The organism is Natronorubrum tibetense GA33 (genome assembly GCF_000383975.1).
Taxonomy (GTDB): Archaea; Halobacteriota; Halobacteria; order Halobacteriales; family Natrialbaceae; genus Natronorubrum; species Natronorubrum tibetense.
Genome location: NZ_KB913019.1, coordinates 207,379 through 229,710, shown reverse-complemented (window position 1 = coordinate 229,710; position 22,332 = coordinate 207,379). Strand labels below are relative to the sequence as shown.

At 54.5% G+C, this 22,332-nt stretch carries 17 protein-coding genes and 1 pseudogene; 8 read left to right on the top strand and 10 right to left on the bottom strand.

Annotated features, from left to right (window positions below; genetic code table 11):
• Positions 1–19: 19 nt before the first annotated feature.
• The 3 genes from NATTI_RS0122965 to NATTI_RS0122950 form a co-directional block, all read right to left on the bottom strand.
• Positions 20–919 (bottom strand): hypothetical protein, encoded by a 900-nt coding sequence (locus tag NATTI_RS0122965; protein ID WP_006091351.1) that lies wholly within the window; start codon positions 917–919, stop codon positions 20–22.
• Positions 919–1,161 (bottom strand): YgaP family membrane protein, encoded by a 243-nt coding sequence (locus tag NATTI_RS0122960; RefSeq protein WP_006091350.1) that lies wholly within the window; start codon positions 1,159–1,161, stop codon positions 919–921. The genes NATTI_RS0122965 and NATTI_RS0122960 overlap by 1 nt, the downstream gene beginning before the upstream one ends.
• 387 nt (positions 1,162–1,548) lie before the next feature.
• Positions 1,549–3,402 carry an alpha/beta fold hydrolase gene (locus tag NATTI_RS0122950; RefSeq protein ID WP_006091348.1) on the bottom strand — a complete coding sequence of 618 codons (1,854 nt, stop codon included), beginning with the start codon at positions 3,400–3,402 and terminating at the stop codon, positions 1,549–1,551.
• A gap of 1,444 nt (positions 3,403–4,846) precedes the next feature.
• Here NATTI_RS0122950 and NATTI_RS0122935 point away from each other — a divergent pair.
• Both NATTI_RS0122935 and NATTI_RS0122930 read left to right on the top strand, forming a co-directional pair.
• Positions 4,847–5,077 carry a hypothetical protein gene (locus NATTI_RS0122935; RefSeq protein ID WP_006091346.1) on the top strand — a complete coding sequence of 77 codons (231 nt, stop codon included), beginning with the start codon at positions 4,847–4,849 and terminating at the stop codon, positions 5,075–5,077.
• Positions 5,078–5,086: 9 nt separating this feature from the next.
• Positions 5,087–5,503 carry a PIN domain-containing protein gene (locus tag NATTI_RS0122930; RefSeq protein ID WP_006091345.1) on the top strand — a complete coding sequence of 139 codons (417 nt, stop codon included), beginning with the start codon at positions 5,087–5,089 and terminating at the stop codon, positions 5,501–5,503.
• A 250-nt stretch (positions 5,504–5,753) separates the two neighbouring features.
• Here NATTI_RS0122930 and NATTI_RS25835 read toward each other — a convergent pair whose 3' ends face one another.
• On the bottom strand, positions 5,754–6,389 hold the full coding sequence (locus tag NATTI_RS25835; RefSeq protein WP_081630556.1) for an IS6 family transposase: 636 nt from the start codon (positions 6,387–6,389) through the stop codon (positions 5,754–5,756).
• A gap of 120 nt (positions 6,390–6,509) precedes the next feature.
• Between NATTI_RS25835 and NATTI_RS0122920 the strand changes: the two genes are divergently transcribed.
• Together NATTI_RS0122920 and NATTI_RS0122915 are read left to right on the top strand one after the other, a co-directional pair.
• Complete coding sequence (locus NATTI_RS0122920) at positions 6,510–8,153, top strand: ATP-binding protein (RefSeq protein WP_006091343.1); 1,644 nt, start codon at positions 6,510–6,512, stop codon at positions 8,151–8,153.
• 813 nt (positions 8,154–8,966) lie between these two features.
• Positions 8,967–10,868 (top strand): beta-CASP ribonuclease aCPSF1, encoded by a 1,902-nt coding sequence (locus tag NATTI_RS0122915; RefSeq protein ID WP_049806295.1) that lies wholly within the window; start codon positions 8,967–8,969, stop codon positions 10,866–10,868.
• 777 nt (positions 10,869–11,645) lie between these two features.
• Here the strand turns inward: NATTI_RS0122915 and NATTI_RS0122910 are convergent.
• The 3 genes from NATTI_RS0122910 to NATTI_RS0122900 all read right to left on the bottom strand — a co-directional run bounded on the left by NATTI_RS0122910 (position 11,646) and on the right by NATTI_RS0122900 (position 14,034).
• Positions 11,646–11,855, bottom strand: coding sequence for a dodecin family protein (locus tag NATTI_RS0122910; protein WP_006091341.1), 210 nt, complete (start codon positions 11,853–11,855; stop codon positions 11,646–11,648).
• Positions 11,856–12,031: 176 nt separating this feature from the next.
• On the bottom strand, positions 12,032–12,694 hold the full coding sequence (locus NATTI_RS26285; RefSeq protein WP_152423968.1) for a DUF7504 family protein: 663 nt from the start codon (positions 12,692–12,694) through the stop codon (positions 12,032–12,034).
• A gap of 482 nt (positions 12,695–13,176) precedes the next feature.
• On the bottom strand, positions 13,177–14,034 hold the full coding sequence (locus NATTI_RS0122900) for a hypothetical protein (RefSeq protein WP_006091340.1): 858 nt from the start codon (positions 14,032–14,034) through the stop codon (positions 13,177–13,179).
• A gap of 318 nt (positions 14,035–14,352) precedes the next feature.
• Between NATTI_RS0122900 and NATTI_RS0122895 the strand changes: the two genes are divergently transcribed.
• The 4 genes and pseudogenes from NATTI_RS0122895 to NATTI_RS0122880 all read left to right on the top strand — a co-directional run bounded on the left by NATTI_RS0122895 (position 14,353) and on the right by NATTI_RS0122880 (position 17,026).
• Positions 14,353–14,541 (top strand): DUF5786 family protein, encoded by a 189-nt coding sequence (locus NATTI_RS0122895; RefSeq protein WP_006091339.1) that lies wholly within the window; start codon positions 14,353–14,355, stop codon positions 14,539–14,541.
• Positions 14,542–14,698: 157 nt separating this feature from the next.
• Positions 14,699–15,370 carry a hypothetical protein gene (locus tag NATTI_RS27205; protein WP_241434369.1) on the top strand — a complete coding sequence of 224 codons (672 nt, stop codon included), beginning with the start codon at positions 14,699–14,701 and terminating at the stop codon, positions 15,368–15,370.
• A 467-nt stretch (positions 15,371–15,837) separates the two neighbouring features.
• Positions 15,838–16,542 (top strand): annotated as a pseudogene (locus tag NATTI_RS27200) (IS4 family transposase); the annotation flags it as partial.
• 166 nt (positions 16,543–16,708) lie between these two features.
• Positions 16,709–17,026, top strand: coding sequence for an RPA12/RPB9/RPC11 RNA polymerase family protein (locus NATTI_RS0122880; protein WP_006091336.1), 318 nt, complete (start codon positions 16,709–16,711; stop codon positions 17,024–17,026).
• Positions 17,027–17,180: 154 nt separating this feature from the next.
• Here NATTI_RS0122880 and NATTI_RS25825 read toward each other — a convergent pair whose 3' ends face one another.
• The 3 genes from NATTI_RS25825 to NATTI_RS0122865 form a co-directional block, all read right to left on the bottom strand.
• Positions 17,181–18,194 carry a tyrosine-type recombinase/integrase gene (locus NATTI_RS25825; RefSeq protein WP_006091335.1) on the bottom strand — a complete coding sequence of 338 codons (1,014 nt, stop codon included), beginning with the start codon at positions 18,192–18,194 and terminating at the stop codon, positions 17,181–17,183.
• Between the two features lie 274 nt (positions 18,195–18,468).
• Positions 18,469–20,166, bottom strand: coding sequence for a bacterio-opsin activator domain-containing protein (locus tag NATTI_RS0122870; protein ID WP_006091334.1), 1,698 nt, complete (start codon positions 20,164–20,166; stop codon positions 18,469–18,471).
• A 185-nt stretch (positions 20,167–20,351) separates the two neighbouring features.
• Positions 20,352–22,280 carry a sensor histidine kinase gene (locus NATTI_RS0122865; RefSeq protein WP_006091333.1) on the bottom strand — a complete coding sequence of 643 codons (1,929 nt, stop codon included), beginning with the start codon at positions 22,278–22,280 and terminating at the stop codon, positions 20,352–20,354.
• Between the last annotated feature and the right edge of the window lie 52 nt (positions 22,281–22,332).

Here is a 22,332-nt window from a genome sequence, read left to right as displayed (position 1 = left end):
ACGGAACAGCGTCAGAATATCACTCACGCGTATTGGCGATGGATTGCTGGATGTGACTCCGCAGTGCGTCAGTTGCGAGTGAACCAGTGATATGCCCCTTCTCCAGAGTAGCAACGTCGACCCCTTCGTAGGCAGTTCGCTGTCTCTCGAACTCGATGAGCCGATCGAAGCGAGCGAGAAGCGGGTCACAGTCGGCGGAACCGACGGCTGCAAAGTCGTCCTCGAAGTCGAGGACAGTGCGAACTACTTCTGGATTCGCTAGCGCCGGTTCGGCCACCAGTTTCCGATAAATCGACGACACGAACAACTCCCCGAGTTGTGCCCCGGCGAATATCGGGACGTACCGATCGACACCCCCGTAGTAGGCGCGATGAAGATTGACAACCCAGCCGCCAAGGCTGATACCTGCAGCAAGGGTGGCAGGACAGCCTGCGTCTCGCACCTGCGCGGTCAGTGCCTCGATGAGCGAAGCCGATGTCGCAAGCATCCCAACGAAGTTCTCGAGGGTGTCCATCGCCCGTATGTACTCCCTATTCGAGCCGTCGTGAAACGGTGCTCGGAGGGCGATCAGGTTGACGTCCGGGCCGCCGTCTGTCCCAAAGAGGCGACGGAACGAGTTCGAACTGAACCGCCCGAAGTCGAAGGGCTGCTCGCCACTTCCGTGGTGATACAGTAGCGTCGGTGCGTCTGGCCCTCGCCACTGGGTGACGAGATATGCTGCCCGGAACTCTCCGACGGGAGTGGATGCAGCGACTTCCTGAACACCCCCGGTTCGAACGGTCTCGATGTCGATCGCCGTACCGCTGACGACGTCACCGATCGGAGCGCTGGAAACCGACCGGGAAAAGAACCGGGAATTCCGCAAGAGCAACCCACTCATCGAGATCGTCCCGACGTCGATCAGTTCGTGTCTGTTCATCAGCGTTCGGACTCATGCTCGTCGTACGTGTTCCGACCCAATACACGATTCGCCGGACACTTCTCTGCCCCGACCGTGGCCAACAGTACGAAGGCGACGAGTAGCAAGGCTGCTGCGATGATTCCCTGTGTGGGATCACCGAGTGATTCCCCGAAGGCGACCGTCACCATCATCGCTGCAACCAAGACGAGTCCGACAGCGATTCGGATCGTTCGGTCCGTTCCGCCAACGTTTCTCTCCATACCAGCTACTCCGATCGCTCTTCACCGCGGGATAGCAGCCACCAGAGCGTTACGAACATGACGATGAAAACGACGGCTCCCTGAAGGAACTTGGTTCGTCGTGATTTCGACTGGTCAGTTGGCTCGCTTCGATCCACTGAGTGCGCAGACGGTTCGTCGGTCGTGCCCACGAATCTGGACAAGAGTTTCATGATCGGTGTATAATTCGTCGCGGGCAAAGGTAAGTATACCAGTCAATTCTTCGACTCCGAGATCAATCTCCTTCATTGCTCCACCATCGAACTGGGTGAGAACGGTGAGACAGGCAGGACACGGGACGACTAGCCCGCGCTCCTTCGGGAATATATCCAGTTTTCGATCGGTACGATGGTACAATCCAGCTGTCGATCAGTCCAGTGACTCCAGAAACGAGGACAGAATCTCGGTGAACGCCGTCGGGTTATCGTGGTTCGCTATGTGTCCTGCATCTGGCACCGCCTTGTACCCGCTGTTGGGGAGTCGGTCGTTCCACTCCGTCGCTTTCTTCCGGAGTAGCAAGTACTCGTGTTCTCCAACGACGACTAATTGAGGGAGCTCAGTTAGTTCGGGGATTCCTTCGTCCATGTCTTCGAGGAGACTCCGTTCGAGGGAGACCATATTCTCTTTCCCGGTGCATGCACTCGCCCGTCTCGCGTACGCTTGAGCGTCGGGTGTGTGAGCGACAAACCGTCCAAATACGTCGTACAGCAGTTGTTCGGGCATACGCTTCAGCGCCCTCACGTGCAACCCCATCACTTTGATCGTGCGTTCAGAGAACCCCTTGTGCAACGGGAAGCCTCCGACGTGAACGAGTGCTTGAACCCGGTCGGGGTGGTGGTACGCAATGTATTGGCTCAACAGGCTTCCCATCGACTGGCCGACCAGGACGGCCTGGTCGATTCCTTCTTCGTCCAGTATACCGAGCAATTTCCGTGCTGCGGCCTCAAATCTCACTGGATCGCTCACTGCGGCTGCGTCGCCACATCCGGGGAGATCCCACGAGAGAACCCGATACGACTCCGACAGCGTCGCGGTCTGCTCCCGCCACGTCTCGCGGTCGAGGGCGAATCCGTGTGTGAACACCACCGCGGTCGCGTCTTCGGGGCCGCTCACCTCGTAATAGACGCCACGAAATTCGCGTTCGGCCGCGGAATCGGCGCTCGCTCTCGAGCGCAAACTTCGAAGTGCGAGCGCGAGTGCTCCAACTCCGATTGCGGGGGCAACGAGCCCGCCCCACTGCAAGGATAGCTTTCGTTTGCCTTCGGGATACGGCGCTGTCTCTGGATCGTAATACGGAGCCAGCTGGTCGATGGCTTCCGTTTCCACATCCGTTTCGTCTAGTATCGAACGGAATCCGTCGAACAGATATCGCATTTCGTCTCGGCCATCTCGGGCGTGCCCTTCGACCGAAATCTTCGCGTACTCGTTTCGCATGAGCCATCCGATAATCCAAACGCAGATCGGTTCCGGCACGTACTCGAAGACTCTGACGACCGGCGGACTGGGTGCATACCCTGCGTTACGTAATCCTCGCAGCGCCTCCTTCGTCGCACGAACCGACAGCACCAGCAGGTCTCTGGTCTCGCCAAGCCGTTTCATACTTGTATCAGCGGCGTACAGCGCGGGCACGAGCCCGGACATGAGCAACGCGACGTGGTATTTCAACCACTCGTCCATGTCCGTCCGGATTTTGACGTCGTACCCGCGCATGTCCTCGAGCACGGCGGCTACCTGTCGAGTTCTGGGTCGAACCGTTCCATCGACCTCGCCGATCGGGATTGTGTATTTCTCGTCCTCGTCGATCGGGAGCACGCGCATGACGTGGCCCTCTCGTTTCCCGCCAGGGTACGGAAACCCCAGCATCACGCGCTCTTTGCCGAGCGCCTGAACTATTTCGTCAGACCCGTTGACGTTGTTCCCCATGAAGAGAAACGTCGGGACGTGGTCGTTTTCTGCCAACGTATCCAGAATCTGTACGGCTTGGTGCTCCCCCATGACAATCAGAACGAGATCGTAGTCGTCGTCGGGTTCGAACGACTCTACCACGGGAACGTGAGCGACTTCCTCCCCATCGGTCCCCTCTTCGTGAATAACGATTCCGTGCTCTTTCAGGTCCACTAACCGTTGCCCCCTGGCGAGGAGATGAACGTCGTGCCCTGCCTCGTGGAGTCGTGCTGCCTTCAGACTGCCCAGCGGACCTGCGCCGAAGACGAGGATATTCATATCTCGAGTGGGTCGCCAAATCAGATATAGGCGATGGCAGCACCCACCGTGTGATAGATAGAGTGCGAGTTCATCATGACGGCTTCTTATCTTTCACCTCGACGCCAACGACAAGCCGTTTGGTAGATTTGGCTCTGTTGAAATCCCATTTTTCAGATGTGTTTTAGCGTGAAACACACGTTCAATACACGTGCAGAAGTACCTTTTTCTCGTCGGGTTCGCTCGCGTTGCTCGCTCACCGCTCCTCCAAAAATCTACGCTAAAAAGGCCGCTCGCTCCCGACGGTCGCTCGCGGGTGCTGCGTTTGCGACGCGACCGCAGTGGTAAGTCCTTCACCTGTACTTACCGCGGACGGTGCCAAACCTATCATGTTTTGAGGATTTCGACAGAGCCAAACACTCCTAACTCTTTTCCCACAGCTCGAAAAACCGGGTGTGAGACGGAGAGCAACCGTATTCAGCGGCCCCGTAGTAATTCTGTGCCCGGAGGAACAATTCTCGAGCACTGATTTCGTGACCTTTGTCGAGAGCGTCCTCGGCATCCTGTTCGAGACGTTCCGCGAGGGTTGCCCATTCCGAAATCCAACTCTCGATGTCGCGTTCGTTGATTCGCCGAGCAGCCGAGAGACACTCGCCGACTTCAGCACCCTTCTCGGTCATCTGTGCCAGCGTTCGGAGTCACGTCCAGTCTGTCTCGTGGTCGTCGAAGATACCGAAACCCTTCGTCGCTCGCGCTGTTCCAAAGGTCCGCTCAGACATTACAGCGTCTGTCACCACAGCAAGTAACATAAATCGACTCCACGATGAAGACGCCGAGATTCCATGATTATCGAACAGTGTTGGGAGCTCACTGGAGTTTCCGATTCTCACTATCCGGTAGTCAATTTTCGGGCTAATGCGAATATCAGCGTGTGTTTGACGAGCCTTGGTTCGATTGCATCGACCGTCGCACAGAATCGGAGGTACAATCGAAGTTTCGCCAGCTGTCCCTACACGCTGGCAGTTGTGAGTTCGTGTCGCCGTTCGTCGAGGTACATTTGTCTGGCTGTTTCTGGCGCAAGTGGTTCGAGATCGTTCGTCATAGTTGTCTCACTCGCAAAGACACGGAACAGCGATCTGCTTAGCAGGTGTCTGAGCGCTTCTTCCGTCGAATAACAGCTAGGTGACGCCCCAGCACATTCTGGACGCTCCCCGTCAGGGCCCATGGCTTGAGAGAATTGGTGTAGAAGGCGCTCTGAGGGCCAAAAGCGGCACTTATTCTATTACATACTTCTTCGATCTGACGAGACAATCCAGAATGTGCAGGTTTCTGAACCAGTGGAATTTGGAACTTTGTAGGTCTATCGGCTCGAACTCTCCCGTCCTATCTAGTGCGAGGAACTCGATGTCGCTTGACACGGGATGCACCGAAAGACACAGTATTCTGTGCCCACATAGATTCCTGTATGCCCAGTATCACAGTCAACGTGGACGACAATCTCAAAGAGCGAATGGAACGGCACCCGGAGATCAACTGGAGCGAGGTCACACGACAGGCCATCCAAGAAAAGATCGAGACGCTCGAAATGATGGACGAACTCACCAGTGAGAGCGAACTTACCGAGCGCGATGTTCAGGAAATCGCCGATACAATCAACGAACGTGGGCGCAAGCGCGTCGAAGAAGAATCGGCGTAGACTCGACGAATGAAGCTGGTCATTGACGCCAACGTCGTCATCTCTGCACTCATCGCCAATTCGAAAACGCGGGAGCTCATCGTTACACTCGAACCGGATCTCCTGACGCCCGCGTTTGTCCACGACGAAATCGAGAACTACGAAGACCTGATCGTAGAGAAATCCGGAATGGAACCGGATCGAGTGGCACAGTTCATTGACCTCCTGTTCCAGTACATTGAGATCATCCCTGCCGACGACTTCTATCCGGCTATCGAGAAGGCAGACGCAGCTATCGGAGACACCGACCCCGACGATGTGCTGTACCTCGCGTGTGCAATCGCCAGTAATAGGGCCATCTGGAGCGACGATTCTGACTTTGACAAACAGAACCTAGTCGATACGTACTCGACGAGTGATGTGATCAACTCGTTTGACACGCTCTAGCTCGGCGGATCAGACTCTCAGTTCCACGCGCGCACTCGCAGAAATGACTCATCGCTGATCGCCACTATACAGCGCACCAAATCGCTCAGTACAGGTGAAACAGTTACCGAATCGGCCCCAGATCTGAAGCTATTTTCTAAGATCTCAATTTGTTCGCGAGAGAAGCATCGTAATGAGTACCAGAGCAATGAGCGGACGAGACAATATATCACATGCGGCTAATAAATATGCTTGTAGAAGAGCATCGTGTTCAGATAAGCTGATTCCATGCAAAGGCGAACGATCTAAGCCACTCATCAGCTGTTTCCGCGTGTGCATGACTAAAGCAGTTTGAAAACGAAGAAGTTCGTCGCTTTACCTCTCGGAATACACGTTCAACGCTATTCCGATTTCCGTGGCGTTCGTATCTGAAATCGAGATCATGTCGTTGGCAGGCGTAGTTCAGTGCTTTGTCGCCGTCGACGAGAAACACGGCGTCGTCGACGTCGTGTTTCTCGCGCAGTTCCGCAATGAATGAACTTGCTATCACTTTGGTTCTGGTCGGTTCAAGCTGTGTATGAAGCAAATCGTTCGATTCGGGATCGACCGCAGCATACAGCCAGTACTGCTCGTCATTGAGTCGGATCACGGTTTCGTCAACCGCAACCTGATCCGGATCTCGACCAGAATCTGGCTGTAGATCAGCTTTGTGAACCCAGTTATGGACGGTGGATCGAGCTCGATCAACACCGAATATCTCGAGAATACGAACAGTATTCGAAAGCGAGAGTCCAGCGAGATGAAGCTGAATACTGAGCTTCATCAACAGTCGCGGTGTTGCCTCTCGCTCCACAAAACCCAAGTCAATCTGGCCGATACTAGGACTGAGGCGTGCGTTTTCGGGCATAAGTCACTTTGAAAACGTCACGCCTCACTCCTTCAACCTTATCTGAACACCACCTAGAAGAGAGGGCTGAATTATTTTGATACAGAACACACAATACCCCTCCGTACCAACTGTTCTCTCGTGGATACGTGGAAGTCGATCGCGTCCGATTTCGGTGGTAGGAGAGCTATCATTAGCCTCGGAGTTCTGTATATTCTGTTTGCAATCGGACTGGCCTATATCGAAATCGTGCGAGGAGATCCTGTGGTGGACTCTCTCTTCATTTCCGGTTTTATTGGCGTGCCGGGTGTCGTCCTCCTTCTTGGTGGCTACTGGCTACCACGGACTGACGTAACCCCCCAATTCTATCCGACCATTACAAAATGGTGTCTCGGTGCTATCGGTATTCTGGGCGGCATCCTCACTCTCTACCACTTCGCACCCGGTACAGCTATCAGTAACCCTGCTCGAGCACTCCTCGCTATCACCGCATTTGTACTCGTCCCCGCTTTTGCCGGGGGGATTAACGACGCACGGTCGGAAACTCGTGCGTTGGAACTCAAGCGTCGATCTCGACAGCAACAGGTCGTCGCCGACCTTGGGCAATTCGCACTCGAAACTGATGACCTCGACGAGATCATGCACGAAGCCTCCCGTCAAGTGGCGGACGTTCTCGACAACAAGTATTGCAAGATACTCGATCTCGACGAGGAACGCCAAGAACTGCTCCTTCGCCAAGGTGTCGGGTGGAAGGACGGATTTGTTGGCGAAGCGACGATCTCTGCCGTTGAAGACGACTCTCAAGCCTCGTACACGCTGAAGAACAACCACCCGATTGTCGTTGAAGACCTTGAAACGGAATCGCGATTTAGCGGCCCGGAATTGCTGACGAGTCATAACGTCCGTAGCGGCATCAGTACGGTTATTGGGCCAATTGACGAGCCGTGGGGTATCTTGGGCACCCACGATATGGCCCCCAAATCGTTTACCGACGAGGACGTTGCCTTCGTCCAGAGCGTCGCAAACGTTCTCGCCGAAGCAATCGCAGATAAAACCTACCAGCACGAACTTGAACAGTTAGTGAATAACCTCGCGGAGTCGAACGAACGCTTGGAGCAATTCGCCCACGCCGCCTCGCACGATCTCCAAGAGCCACTGCGAATGGTCTCGTCGTATCTGCAACTCATCGAGCGTCGCTATGGAGACGAACTTGACGACGACGGACAGGAATTTCTCGAATTTGCCGTTGACGGAGCCGACCGAATGAGTGCAATGATCGACGGCTTGCTTCATTATTCGCGGGTAGATTCTCGGGGAGAATCACTTGAACCGGTTAATCTCAATGACGTGATTGCAGACGTACGCAGAGACCTCGACCCCCGAATTACAGAGAGTAACGCCGAGGTGCAGATTGAAGAGTTGCCTCGCGTCCGCGGCGACGAAAGCCAACTTCGGCAGGTGTTCCAGAACCTGTTGAAAAACGCGATCGACTATTGCGGAGATAGTCAGCCACGGGTGTACGTTTCCGCCGAAAAAAACGGTACAGACTGGATCGTGTCAGTTCGAGACGAAGGTGTAGGTATCAACCCCGCCGAGCAAGATCGTATCTTCGACGTATTCCACAGCCATGTTCCCCACGACGATCACTCCGGTTCCGGAATTGGGTTAGCGCTCTGTGAACGGATTGTCAAACGTCATGACGGTAAAATCTGGGTTGAGTCTGAACCCGGCGAGGGAGCAACCTTTTCGTTTACGCTGCCAGAGCCAACAGAACAGGAACTCTAATATTGTACGACCGTGCGCCACCCGAATGGGAAGAGAGTTCCATAAGAAGGTTCTGTAACTAATTATTTTCGAGTAAAAATATCAACTGAAATACGCCCAATGAGCATCTGTAGTGAGCGCGTGTTCTTCGCTAAAACACATCTGAAAATAAAAATCAATAAGATCATGACTAATGATTGTGGTCTCTCATATCGGCGAACCATTGGTTACCGGCTTATGCTAGCTGTGATTTTGACTGCAGAAGCCAAGACTCAAATCACTCGCACTCGGGGATACATCTGTGGCGGCGATGACGAATAGTTACCCCTCTGAGCCCCTTATGATGACGGTACTGGCCGAGCCGCTACACTTTCGGAAATAACTGCTTCTTTGCTTGAGCGATAATATTGCCTCTCTTTCTCCGTTAGTCATCGCTGTCGGTTCAGATTATTGTTGAGGCGAAACAGCAGGCAGAGGCCCACGGTAGTTCACTCACGACCTCCAAATCGTGAGGATAACATGGCCAAGGTTTTTCAAGACGTTGGAACTGGGTCTCTGCCAGCTTGCCCTCAGCCAAGAGGCCTCATCGGGCGTGGAAAACCGGCTCGTTACCTGAATGAAGCGGACGCCTGCGTTTAAAAGTTACCATCATGTGTATCGGTGGCATAGAACGCGCTCCGCGGTACGAAGGTTTTTATTCCTCCTGACAAAGTCACTACTACCAGTTCATCAGCCCTCTTCGTATATTTGGTTGGCCGATCATCCCTGAGAGATTCTGGTTGTCGGTCTATGAGCGAGAGGGAAGCGATCACCGGTGAGACAGCGATCCTATCTATGAGCGACGACACGATCCATTCCGACTTGCACGAACGCGTTAGAAACGAAGTTCCCTCTCATCTGGATGTCACCGATGTCCAATACGAAGGTCCAGATCTTGTCATCTATACTGAAACACCTCGAGAGTTCGCACGAGATGACGATATTCTCGGAACGCTTGCCCACGCACTCCGTAAACGGGTAACGATTCGACCTGTCCCGGGAACGCAATCGAGTCCAGCAAAAGCGAAGGAGGTCATTCATGATGTCGTCCCCGAAAACGCGAACATCCAGAATCTCGAGTTTCAGTCGTCAACTGGAGAGGTTTTCATCAATGCCGAAAAGCCGGGGTTAGTGATCGGCCAACGCGGAAGTACGGTCCGCGAGATTACGAAGGAGGTGGGGTGGAATCCGGAAGTTGTCCGGACACCACCGATGGAATCGTCGACGGTAAACAACGTCAGGAACTACCTCACACAAGAACGAGCTGAACGACGTGACTTCCTCGCGAACGTTGGCGAGAAAATTCACGGTTCTCCCGACAAAGACGTCGACTGGGTCCGAGTAACGACACTCGGTTGCTGTCGGGAAGTCGGTCGGGCGAGTTTCGTCCTTCACACTCCAAATACGAAGATACTCATCGATTGCGGAGACAAACCCGGTGCTGAAGGAGAGGTACCGTACCTTCACGTCCCGGAAGCGATGCCGCTCACGGAACTCGACGCTGTGGTTCTGACACACGCTCATTTGGACCACAGTGCGCTACTGCCACTATTGTTCAAATACGGCTACGACGGACCGATCTATACGACGGAACCCACACGGGACCTGATGGGGCTGCTACAACTCGATTATCTCGACGTCGCCTCGAAAGAAGGGCGAACACCGCCGTACGCGAGTGAGCAAGTACGACAAGCGATCAAACATACGATCCCGGTTGACTACGGCGCTGTCACCGATATCGCACCGGATATCAAGTTGACGATGCATAATGCTGGGCATATTTTGGGAAGTGCAACGGCCCACTTTCACGTGGGGAATGGGTTCCACAATATCGTCTTCTCCGGCGACGTTCACTACGAACCGACACGGCTGTTCAACGGCGCCATTAACGACTTCCCTCGAGCCGAAACGATGTTTATGGAATCGACGTACGGTCGCCGAAACGATTTCCAAGCGGACACGGACGAGAGTGAGGCACGGGTCAGGGAGATAATTCGGGAAACGTACGACCAGAACGGCATCGTCGTCATTCCAGCGTTCGCCGTTGGCCGGTCACAAGAATTGATGCTCGTCCTCGAGGAGGCGATGCGGGAGGACGAGATACCGACGATGCCGATCTATCTCGACGGGATGATTCGGGAAGCGACCGCAATTCATACGGCGTATCCGGAGTACCTCCGCGACGGACTTCGACAGCGAATCCTTCACGAGGATGAGAATCCGTTCATGGCCGATCAGTTCCAGCAAGTCGACGGTGGTCAACCGATGCGCGAAGAGATCGCTGGCGACGAACCGAGTATTATCCTCTCGACATCGGGGATGGTGACTGGTGGACCGATCATGTCGTGGCTCGAGTTACTCGGTCCGGAGTCGAACAATACGCTGCTCTTCGTCGGCTATCAGGCAGACGGGACGCTCGGTCGGAGAATTAAAAGCGGTCGCACGGAGGTCACGCTCGAGGGGCGCGCAAATCACCTCACACTCCACTGTCGGATCGAATCCGTCAGCGGGTTCTCAGGCCACGCAGATCGGAACGGGCTTGAACAGTATGTCAAAGAGATGAATCCGCAACCGGAAACGATTCTCTGCGTTCACGGTGACGATCAGGCGACGGACCAACTCTCTTCAGCCCTCTACCAGAAGCACAATATTAGGACTCACCAGCCGAAGAATCTGGAGACGTTCCGCTTCCCCTGACATCTCCGTCTCGACAGAGCGGTCATGCTATTCTGTTCACGAGGGTCGTACTGTGTTTCCATGTCTAAATCTGTAAGTCAGCTAAAACAGATTTTAATGCTTGGATAGATACAACCCTCTCAATATAGGCGATAAATTGGTGGACAGAAACCGCGAGTACCCCTACCCGCTGTCCACCTTCCTACTATATGTGTCATTGTTCAATGGAATATGCTTTGTGGTCCCTCCGAACTACTGCTTTACTTGTCTGTTATGATTGATTAGAGACTGTCCAACGCATCAGGCTCAGAAACAGTTGAGTTTGTCTCCTGAGATTTCAGAGTGAATCACACAGTGTTTAACCAAACAAAAGACACGACAGCATATCCAAATAATAGCACATGTATGCGAGAGCTGGATAGGAATACACCTTTGGTCTGTAATTCCTTACCAGAAAATATGGAAGAGTGCTTACGGTGTGAGAAAACTGAAGATCGACTGCTCAGTATTGCAGTTGATACTGACCCTAACACTGTTGTCGGTAAACTCTGTGTCGACTGTGAAGACGATCTCGTCTGGAGTGGTGTCGAAGTCGGTCCTGCAGGAACGTGTGGCTATTCCGACTGCAACCGGACAACAGAGTACGTAACGCTCGAGACAGAGACGAACGCCGGTGAAGCTGGGAACGAACTAACGCACAAGAGAAACAACCTCCTTTGCAAACAGCATTTCGACGAGATACGTTCGTAACAGGACTGTATCTTCCGCCAGTAAAAGAGACGAACTGATCGATTTTACTCATCGATCCTGCAGCGCAAACGCCACGTGGACTGTTGTTTTGTAGCGTTCGATCTGTCCGTCTTCAATGTCTGCCGTCTGTGATTCGATTTCGATTCCACTGAGATTCTCGAGTAATTCATCTGCATCGTTTAACGCATTCTGCGCGGCGTCTTCCCACGAGTCAGTTGAGGTACCGACCAATTCGATTACTTTGATTGTTTCTCCCATGAACCATTGAAATGGACCTTATCAATGCCTATAGAGTTGGAGGGTGCGAGTGCTGGTCAAATCTTGGATATTCATGTGAGTTGTCCGAAGGTGGATGTCGAAGTACTTAAAATACGATTCTAAGAAAGCAACCTAAACGAAAATCTTGTGCGAGTTACTGCCGGTCAATAGGCTAGCTACTGCTCTCGGCCTCGTGCCCGCTGATAGTCGAGTCGAAGTTTCTGTCTCTCCGTCTGTTCGACCCAGACGATTCCATCGACGAGCCTTTCGAGTGCAACCATCGTGGCTTCGTCGTGCTCAGTATACTCGATACTGAACACAGTGAGGCTGGAAGTAGCTCGTTGTTGCTCGATCCATCGCTCGAGTACGTTTATTACGCTTTCAAGACGCCCTTCAGCAAGTATTGGTGTGAGTGATTGGATGATTATGTGTGTTTTCTCACACGGTTCCGAAAGCGTTTCGTGCAAATCCCATACTGCAAGAGAAAGTTGCGTTAATTCTCTTGAATGTGGAAGAGAAATAGTCGGGTTTTCCTGATAGAGGGCTGCAAGGTAGTCGTTAGCTGTGGTATCGACAACACCGATCCGAGACTCTTCCAATGGTTCGATCGCCTTTTGTTGCCGAATCGTTTCTTCAGCACCGGCCGATGACGTTACGATAATTCGACAATCGCCGCGGTCCGCATACCGATTTGTAATACGCATTGGTAGTGCATGTTCCGTAAGCGGTGCTGGTTTAGCGATACAGAGTGTCGAACTGCTCGAAATTGTGTCTGGTATCCCATCGAAATCGATGAGTGACTCGGTGGTCGTCCAGTCGTCTGTCTTGAAATGAGTCATATATGTATTTGTGTGATTAGTACCGGTTCGATACTGCTCCGTTCACGACTTCTGTGATTTGTGGCGTCCGAGTTCTCTGAGCGTTTGCGCTGGATAGTGTCGCTCACCATAATCCCGACATTCAGCAACGAGAACGGGAGTATCGTTCGTTATCTGGATCCCGAGTTCGTGTGGATTGATGGTCGCCTCTCGTAGGTCTCCTTCACATTCCGAACAGGGTAGGTCAAATTCTGATGTCATGGTCTGCTGTGCCGTTCTCGTGTCCCCGGTGGCGGTGAACTACTGAAATGCGTCCACTGTCTCCATTCGGTGCGATCAGATCGATCACCGCCAGCGAATAGCGCTTGAGTGGCGCACCGAAGGAAATGAAACCGCAGCCGAAGTTGTATATCTATTTTTCTTTCGTCCGTAAATACGTTTCGCTGTATTGGATTCGGGTACTTTCTCCCCTCTTGCTGTCCAGTTGTAATCCGATTATGTTATTATTGCTGAATTTTATTAGAGAGTGTAGAACGAACTTCGTCTATCGCTGACTCTCGATTGAACTCACCTCGAGTGACTGATAGTAGGCAGACATCATCGTCGGCAATCGGCATCCAGATTTGAACGAATCCTTGCGCCCCATCGAGATAATCAATCCGTGAGACCGGTTTTTGCCAGAGTTCCACTTCAGTACCGACGTACCCCGGATGAATCCCTTGAGGGAGGTCACGGACCGTTTCTCGTCGAAAATTCGGATCCTGCTCGAGAATCGAACTCACGTCCCCTTCGAGTGTATGCCGTTCTGCGTCTTTGCGGAGTTCCGTTCGAAGTGTCCGTGCGGTATTCAACACAAACGTCTCGAGATCTCTGGCCGGAACCAACTTCGAAACGTCCGCTAAGATCTCTTTTTGCTGATTCACCGGAGTCGTAACTATACCGGAGTTGACATCGTCCGTGATCGGATTGTGATAGAACCCAATGTTCGCTTTCGGTGTACTTCCGGGAAGAAACGTATCCGAAATTTCGATGACCACTCCGTGATCACTTTCGGCATAGCTCTCGTATGACTGTCGAAGAAACCGCTTGAGCTGTGGCATATCCGACTGTTGGGGTGAGATCGAGAGTAGCCAGCGAAGTGCCTGCTGGTCGGGCTCCTCATCTTTGTAGAAAAAGCAGTGCTCTTCGTAGTCCTCGAGTGCGAGCCATCCGAGGTAATCGATGGGGCCGCCGTCGACAGCGATTACTTCTTCGACATCTCGGACTTTTGCTGGCGGGTACTCTTCACGGACGATCTCGGCTAACAGTTCGATTTGGCTTTCGGGGTCAACGTCGAAATCGAGTTGCAGTTCGCTCGTCATGGATGATCAATCCGGCGGCTAACGGTTGCGAACAGCTAGAAGCCGGGAAACCTCTCGAGTAATACCGGTGAGTCTATCGTCAAATAGCCGTCGATGTGAAACAGTGGGCTATCGTTTTCGATCGGTTGTGACCCAAGCATAGGTAACCAAAGACCAACTCCCTCTAAACATCGAAATATTCATAACTATTTCAACGGATGTTTTCATATATTCTTGACAATTGGCTGCATCTTCTGCGGTACCCGTGGGATATGGCATACCAACGCTCTGGACAATTGCACCGCTAGAAATATACGTCTGGCCTGTAAAACGTATAATATGGGTTTTGGTAGCTACGACGAATCTGAGCAGCAGCAACAGAATGTGGATGATGAAGACGCCGAAGATACTGCTGTAAACGTCCACGAGAACGAATATGAGGGAGAGATGACCGTCGAGACTGGTGGCTCGGCCGATGAACTGATCGGACAACTACAGGAGATTAAAGAGAAGAAAGAAGACGAGTAATATCACCGTTTAATTCCCGTGTTCTGCCCAATGATGCTTCGCGGCTGAGGGCATCAGTGTGGATCCTCTTTCACAGCATTCGCTTCTTATCAAATTTAGTGAAATAGCGTAGTTTACTAACGGTTAACAAATACCACAGTCTACGTCTAGCAAGAACATGTCTGAAAATCCCCAAAACTCGCCCTCATCAACCGGACAGAAGTCAACAAAGGATGTTTCGCTCGCGAGTAGAGCGTTGATCACCGCTGGTCTTCCGTTCTTTCTCGGTGGGATCATCGTAATCCAGACCGACACACCGCCATCGGGTTCTCCGACGCTCGGGATGCTTAGCCACGCGTTATGGGCGCTCGCGATTGTAATTTTAACGCTCGGCGTAGTCGCGCTCCTTCGATGGACTCCCGCTCTGAGACGCGGGCTCGCCGGCTATCTGTCGGCTGGCGTCCTTGGGCTAGGTGTCCTTCATGGCCTTCAGTGGGTGACGTGGGCGTACGTAGACGTGCGGGGTGCACAGGAGGGTGAACACGATGCCGTCGTTGATTCGATTATCGTTCCGTTTGGCGCTGGCCACCTGCTTATGTACGCTATTCTCCTCGGAAGCGGAATTGCATTGTTCAGCTGGGCTCTCAATCGGACAGCTCTTACCCACCGATACGTTAACTGGAGTGGCGTCGGACTCGGGACGCTCACGGTCGTTCTCGCGGTGATCTCGCTCGTCTCTGCTGTCGGTGGTGGCTCCGAGGGGCACGTGGTATTCGATATCGCGACGCTCCTCCTTCCGATCCTCTACCTCTGGACGGCAGTGGTCGGTATCAGCATCTATCGCGAGTGATAAACGCTCCTGATTGAATAAGGTTTAAACGCACTGTATTTACTATTAGGAGTTCGAGATCAATCATATAGGGTTTCACAGAAACTATCGATTTCGGTTGGGAGACTCTAGAGCACACACCGATTCCGGCTTTAATACACTCTCTCAGAGATCTTCTATTAAAGTATAATTTCATATAACGATTAACGTGTACTGGGAAAGTATCGAAGAGTATGGTGCTGCGGGCAAGTTGTGAGACATGCAATTGGGACGAACCAGCAACAGAACTGCGGAAGGTTGAACGTACAGCTGAAGAACATCAGCAAGAAAATCCAGAGCACTATTCGTCGTCAGTTTAGAGCAGAACCAGCAGACAGCAGTTGCTTATCGGCGTTCCCTTCTGAAAGGAATGAGGAAGCGACTGTGTGTACCAAGAAGCCTCCTCACGCCGGATAAAGCGTCGCCTTACTAGCCTTTTTCCCTCTCTGATGCTGGAAGACCACGCCGAAGAGGTTGGCGTGGCCGAACGCAACCGCAAACTCCAGATGCCACCGCTGGTCTGGTCGCTCGTGTTCGGTTTGCCACCGAGGAGAGTCGCTCTCTTGCTGACTTCCGGCGCAGCTACAACGCTACCGCCGACGACACACTTTGTCCGAGTGGCTTTTACCAACAGCTGACGCCAGAACTCGCGGAGTATCTGAGTGACCTCGTCGAGCGCGTCTTCGACGAGATCATGGTTCCAGACACCACCTCCCGAGAGATCAACCGCTTTGGGACATTATCAGTGCAGACGGCACTGTCCTGTGGTTGCACGAGCTACTTACCGACGATTTCGCAGGCCGCAAAAAGGAGCAGGCTGAAGCACGACTCCACCTGCTCCACAACATCACCGATCAAACCATCGACGACTACACCGTCACCGACGAGAAACCCACGACAGTACGCAATTCGCCACAGGGCCGCGGCTTGAAGATCGCCTCGTTCTGTTTGATCGGGCGTACCTCTGCTACTGCCGTTTCGCGCTGATTGACGAAAACGGCGGCTACTTCGTGACCCCATTGAAAGACAACGCTAACCCGGTGATAACAGAGGAACTACGGTAATGGTGCGGCGACGCCATTCCCTTGGAAGGCGAACAGATACACGATGTTACGGAGGACCTCTATCGCCAGTATATCGACGTGGAAAGTGAATAAGAAATCCGCTGAGATTGTCGAGGAAGGTTATTCGACTCGGTACCACGTACCACAATCCGAGGATGATTTTGACGCTCTTAGTGAATGACCGTTACAGCTCGCTGATTTCTGAACGTAGTTGAATTAAAAACCTATATCTGCCACGTGCGTAGATTCATTTATAATGCAATTCTGCGACGAGTGTGGTTCGATGATGCACACGGAGGGCGACACGTGGGTGTGTCGCTCTTGTGAGAACGAGGACCCGCGGGAATCGCAAGCGGAAGCGGCGATGGCGATCCGGGAGGGGCAGCGGGACGACGGGGCACCTGCCGTGGCCGACACGACCCAAGGCACCACCGAGACGATGCAGGAGCCCTGTCCAGCGGACGACTGCGACAGCGACCGGGCCTACTACGGGATGATGCCGAAGCCGGGCGGTTCCTACGAGGTTCGGCTGTTAACCTGCGTCGAGTGTGGCCATAAGTGGCGCGAGTCCTGACGGCGCATCTCGCGGACCCTCACCCCTTAAATACGCACAGACTCCCCTCCTCATTCCTTCCAGAAAGGAACGCCGATAAGCAACTGCTGTCTGCTGGTTCTGCTCTAAACAGAAGACGAATAGTATGTTTGTTGTCCGAAAATGACTATTGATACTATTCGTCTGGAAGATATCGGCGACGTTGCTCAAGCTTTTCTCTAGCGGATCGCTGATCGTAGTGTCGCTCCAGTACGTCTATACCAACATCCATCCGATCGCTCACGATTCGTTCAGGGGTATCCGATTGAAGATGATGTGTAATCGAACCCCTTCGAACAGGATGTGGACTCAGCGCTGATGGGCACTTGTGCGCGTACTCTGTTGGACGTGCTTCACACTCCTCGATGTCTCGGTTATGCGGACAGTCGTTCTCGTATATGCACGGGCGCGTATACTGATATGCAATTGTTCGACCACGGTTACGGCTGAGACGATTTCGCTTCGTAGCGAATAGCGGTGTTCGACCGTAGTCATCGACGACCCGTGGGTGATTAACTGCGAGCCAGTCGTCCAGAACCCGGCAAACACGTTCGTTCAGTGCGACTAGTCGTTCGCTTTTCGAGCCGTTCTTCAGAGAAGTCCCAGTATTCGGTCGGTGTACGAGAGCGAGGTACTGGTCATCTGGATCGTAATCTTCGACGTCAATTCCGGTCGCAGCCCCGATTCGTAGACCTGTATGCCAGAGTACTTCGAACAGCGCGTGTTCGAGTCTTGCGTAGCGATACCGTTCCAAATGATCCAGTATTTTCTGAGCCCGATCCTTACTGAGCAATTCGTCGCGTGCGTCCGCTGCTGTAGTTGTTGGCAGGATAATCTTCTCATCGAGTCCTGATTGAACAGCATCAACACTCACACAGAACCGGAGAAAGACACGTAACGTCGCCAACTGTCCCTTCATCGACGCCGTGGCAAGTTCGTCCTCGTTTCGCCGCTTGACTCGGAAGCGATGGATGTCTCGCGCGGAGAAGTCGTTTAGATTGTTGATTTCCTCACTTTCACACCATTGTACAAACTGCTCGAGTCGGTAGTCGTGTGACTGCAAGGTTGCATCCGCGAGTTCGTGTCGCCGTTCGTCAAGGTACATTTGTCTGGCTGTTTCTGGCGCAAGTGGTTCGAGATCGTTCGTCATAGTTGTCTCACTCGCGAAGACACGAAACAGCGATCTGCTGAGTAGGTGTCTGAGCGCTTCCTGCGTCGAATAACAGCTAGCTGACGCCCCAGTACGTTCTGGATGTTCCCCGTCAGAGATTACTCACCGCGGGTTGCCACTATACAGCGCTCCCTAGTTCTAACGGGTTAATGCGACTCCGTCTGGCGATTCAATAGGGTCGGTCGAAACGATCATTGGTGAGGTGGTCGTCTGTCAATGACTGATAGATTGCGGATCAGTCGACGAACTTGATTCACACAGAGACCAGTTCCTCGAACACCTTTGATTGCGCAACTCGTAGGTGCTGAGTGAACGTCGCTCGAGAGATATCGAGCATAGCCGCAAGCTCGCCGGTGTTGTGCCGGCGCGGTCGCTCGAAGTATCCTGCGTTGAGTGCCAGTTCCAGCACCTGACGCTGCCGGTCCGTCAGTCGTTCCAGCCCACCCCCGTCGGGGTCCTCCGGTTGGGAGTGATCGGACCAAACCGTCGTTACCGATGCGTCGGCGAACGCGTCCTCAAGACGATCGATTACGGGACGAACCGCCTCTGTAGCCCGAACAGAGGCCGAGATGCGCATTTGACCGTCGGCAACGACGGTTCGCCGGAATCGACTGCCGACCTCAACGAGGACCGTTTCGGGTACTGGTGTCTCGACAACGAGCCCGCATCGAACGGGGTCGCCGGTCTCGTACACCTCGACCGAGCGTACGGATGCGACGGCTTCACCGGCATCCTCGATCGAGCTCGCAGATGCACCCGAGATGGAGGCCAGATAGAGCACCTCATCGTCGTTTCTGGGAATGACGGTTCCGACCTCGATTGTCACCGTTCGCGCCAGCTCGCGGGAGAGCGCTACGAGCGGTGAGAATTCGTCCGCGACGGTGATCTCGAGGGACGTGGCGGTCGAGGAGAACAGTGCCCGTCGCCACTCTGTTGCCTGGAACGCGTAGCCAACCGTCTCCGCGTACTCGGAGAGCAGCTCTCTCGCTTGGGAGTCGAACGCGACTCCGTTGTCATAGACAGCGAGCACGCCGAACTGGACATCGTCGTACTCGATGGGGACCGCCATCGCGGAGCCGATGCCGTGCTCGAGCGCCGCTTGTCGCCACTGTGCTATGCTTTGGGCCCCGTCGATCCCTTCGCTGGAATCGGGCTCATAGTCTGCGTCTTCAGCTCTCGATTCAGCATTGACGGACTCCGGTGGTTCGCTGGCGGAGTCTATCAGCGATTCGACGACTGTGTCGCCGCGTGCGAGCGCTGTCACCGCTGGCTCGGTCCCGTGACCAGGCTTCGTACCGGGCTCGAGGACCGCTTCAAGGTAGCTGTTGTCGCCGGCCGTGGCGAACGGGACGACCGCGCCGTTGCGATCGAGGACGCCGATCCACGCGAACGCGTACCGTTGCTCGTCGACGAAGTGACGACAGACGCCCCGGCCGAGTTCTTGTCTATTCGTGCTGGCGGTGACCAGTCTGCGCAACGCGTCTTTGCTCCGTTGTTCGCGTTCAAGTGCCTGTTCCGTTCGGTAGGCTTCCACGACAGACGTAAGCCGCGTGGCGAGGAGGTCAGGTTGACTCGCCAGATCGTCCTTTCTAACGTAGTCGGTGACGCGCTCTCGGATCGCCTCGCTCGCGACTGATTCGTCCCCCTGTCCGGTGACGAGCACGAACGGCAGCTTCGGGTGGTCGCGTCTGACCGCTTCTAGGAATTCGAGCCCAGTGCCGTCGCCGAGCTGGTAGTCACAGATGAGACAATCTGGCGAACCCGTCTCGAGGGCGTAGAGGGCGTCTTGAAGCGTGTGGGCCGTCGAGACTGAGACGGCGTCGTAGTACCGCTCGAGGACTCGCCGCTGCGTTCTGGCCCACGTTTCGTCATCGTCGACGAGCAACGCGTCGACCGTCCCAGACAGGACGTGTCGGTCGTTTGAATCGGCGTCGGTATTTAGTGCTGTCATTGACGTGTCTTCTCTTCCCCCACTGGGGCGTCTCCCGTATTCGCGAGTCCGTCGCGACCGATCTGGCATCCCTTCTGCGGGGAGGCAGGTCGATCGATCAGTCGCTCTGGTGATATCACTGATCACAAGTCGGAACCCAACGTACTAAAACGCATACCACCATGCGGTGGTGCGCCGAAGGTCGGTCAGTCGACCTCGAGAATCTCGAACCGCGCTCCACCGTCGGTCGACTCCCCGATCTCGAGGAACCAGCCGTGTGCTTCGACGATGGTTCGGACGATGGCAAGCCCGTAGCCTGCACCGGAGCCCGTACTGACACCGAACTCAAGGAGATGCTCGCGCCGCTCGGGCGGGATTCCACGACCGTCGTCCTCGACGTAGAAGCCACGTTTCCGGACGGTTTCTCGATCGGCGGAGTCGGTCCCGTCGCTCCTACCGTCGACGACCGGACCGACCGTTCCGACTCGAATCGTCGTCACTCGAGTGCCGTTCGCTGCTCTCACACCACCTGTGTGCCCCCCGGAAGGGGTGATTCCGCCCGCCCAGGATCCGTTCCGATCCCGGTTCTGCCCGACGACATCGGCGTCGACGGCGATCCCGGAGTCATCCGGACGGGATTTCGGCGAACCGTGTTCGACGGAATCCTTCTGAGTCCGCGAAGCAGGGTTCGTAGAGCCGTGCTCTACGGAGTTCTGGAACAGGTTCTCGAATGCCTGTTGCAGCCGCCGCGGATCGCCTCTGATAGTCCGTGTTGACTCGATCACGAGAGCCAAATCGCCAGTGTCCACGACACCCCATGCCGCTTGCACGACGGACTCGAGATCGCACTCGATCGGTGATTCAACGTCGGTGCTTTCCCGCGCGAGTTCGGGGAGCGCATCGGCGAACTCCCGCAACCGGGCGTGGACGGCCTCGAGATCATCGAGCGACTGCTCGAGTTCCGGATCTCCATCGTCGACATCGGCACGGATGAGGTGGACCAGGCTCTCGCCGGTTGCAAGCGGCGTCGCGAGATCGTGCGAGACGACGCTGGCGAGGCGCTCGAGTTGTTCGTTTTTGGCCTCGAGGTTCTCCTGCTGTCGTTTTTGATCCGTAACATCAGTCAACGAAACGATACCGCCCCGTGGATCCTGACGGCCCGGATCGATAGCGCGAACGCGGGCGATGTACTGCCGGGGCCTGCCGTCGACGTCAATTACACATCCCATGGCAGTCTCGAGATCGGGATGGAGGTCGCCGTCGTCGAGTAGCGACTCTGGGAGCAGGTCAGTGATCTCGCTGCCTTCGATGGGTGTGACGGTGGCGTCGGCGTCGACCAGCATGCGGGCAGCACGGTTGACATCGAGGATCCGATTCGAGTCGGTGACAACGAAGACGGGGTCGTCGAGGGTGTGAAAGACCCGTTCGTGGGCGACTGGGACGAAGCCGGTGAGTTCGGCGCGCTGGACGATTACTGCCAGTGGGATGCCGGCGAGAACGAAGACGACTGGGGTGAGATCCGCTGTCGGAATCGGTTGTACACCGAGGTGGAACGCGCCGTTTGCGATCCACGGCGCGCTCAGACAGGCCAAAAGCACCAGCGACTGTCGACGGTAGAGCCGGTTTGTGGTGAAGATCTCCGCGACGATCAGGGCGGTTCCGATCAGGAGCAGTCCGTACCCGTACATGATATTAATTCGGTGGCCGACCGCGGGCGGTGTGTCGAGCAGGGCGACGCCGTCGATTATCGTGACCACGGTGTCGGTGTAGAACAGCGAGTGATATGGGGCGGTCCAGACAAGTGTGAGGACGCCCGCAGGAACGACTGACAGCAGGGCGATCCGTCGCCTCGAGAGCCAGGCCTCGTGATCGGTGTACTGGAGTGCGAAGACGAGCCAGACGATGGGTGCAGAGACGACTGAGAGATACGAGAGCTGGATGAAAAACAGGAGCCACTGCTCGCTCGAGACGACCAGATAGCCAACGTACGTCGCCGCCCAAAAGCCGATGACGAGCAGAAACAGTCCGAAGGTAAAGGAGGGCTGTCGACGGTCGTATTTTGTCAGCAGTGCGACCGCCAGCAGACCGCCGATGAGTGCCGATCCGGCGTAGGCGATCAGCCCGGCAACGTACATGAGTTTGTCAGTGTTTTGTACGCCAGCCAGTACGACTCTATCGATCCGATTT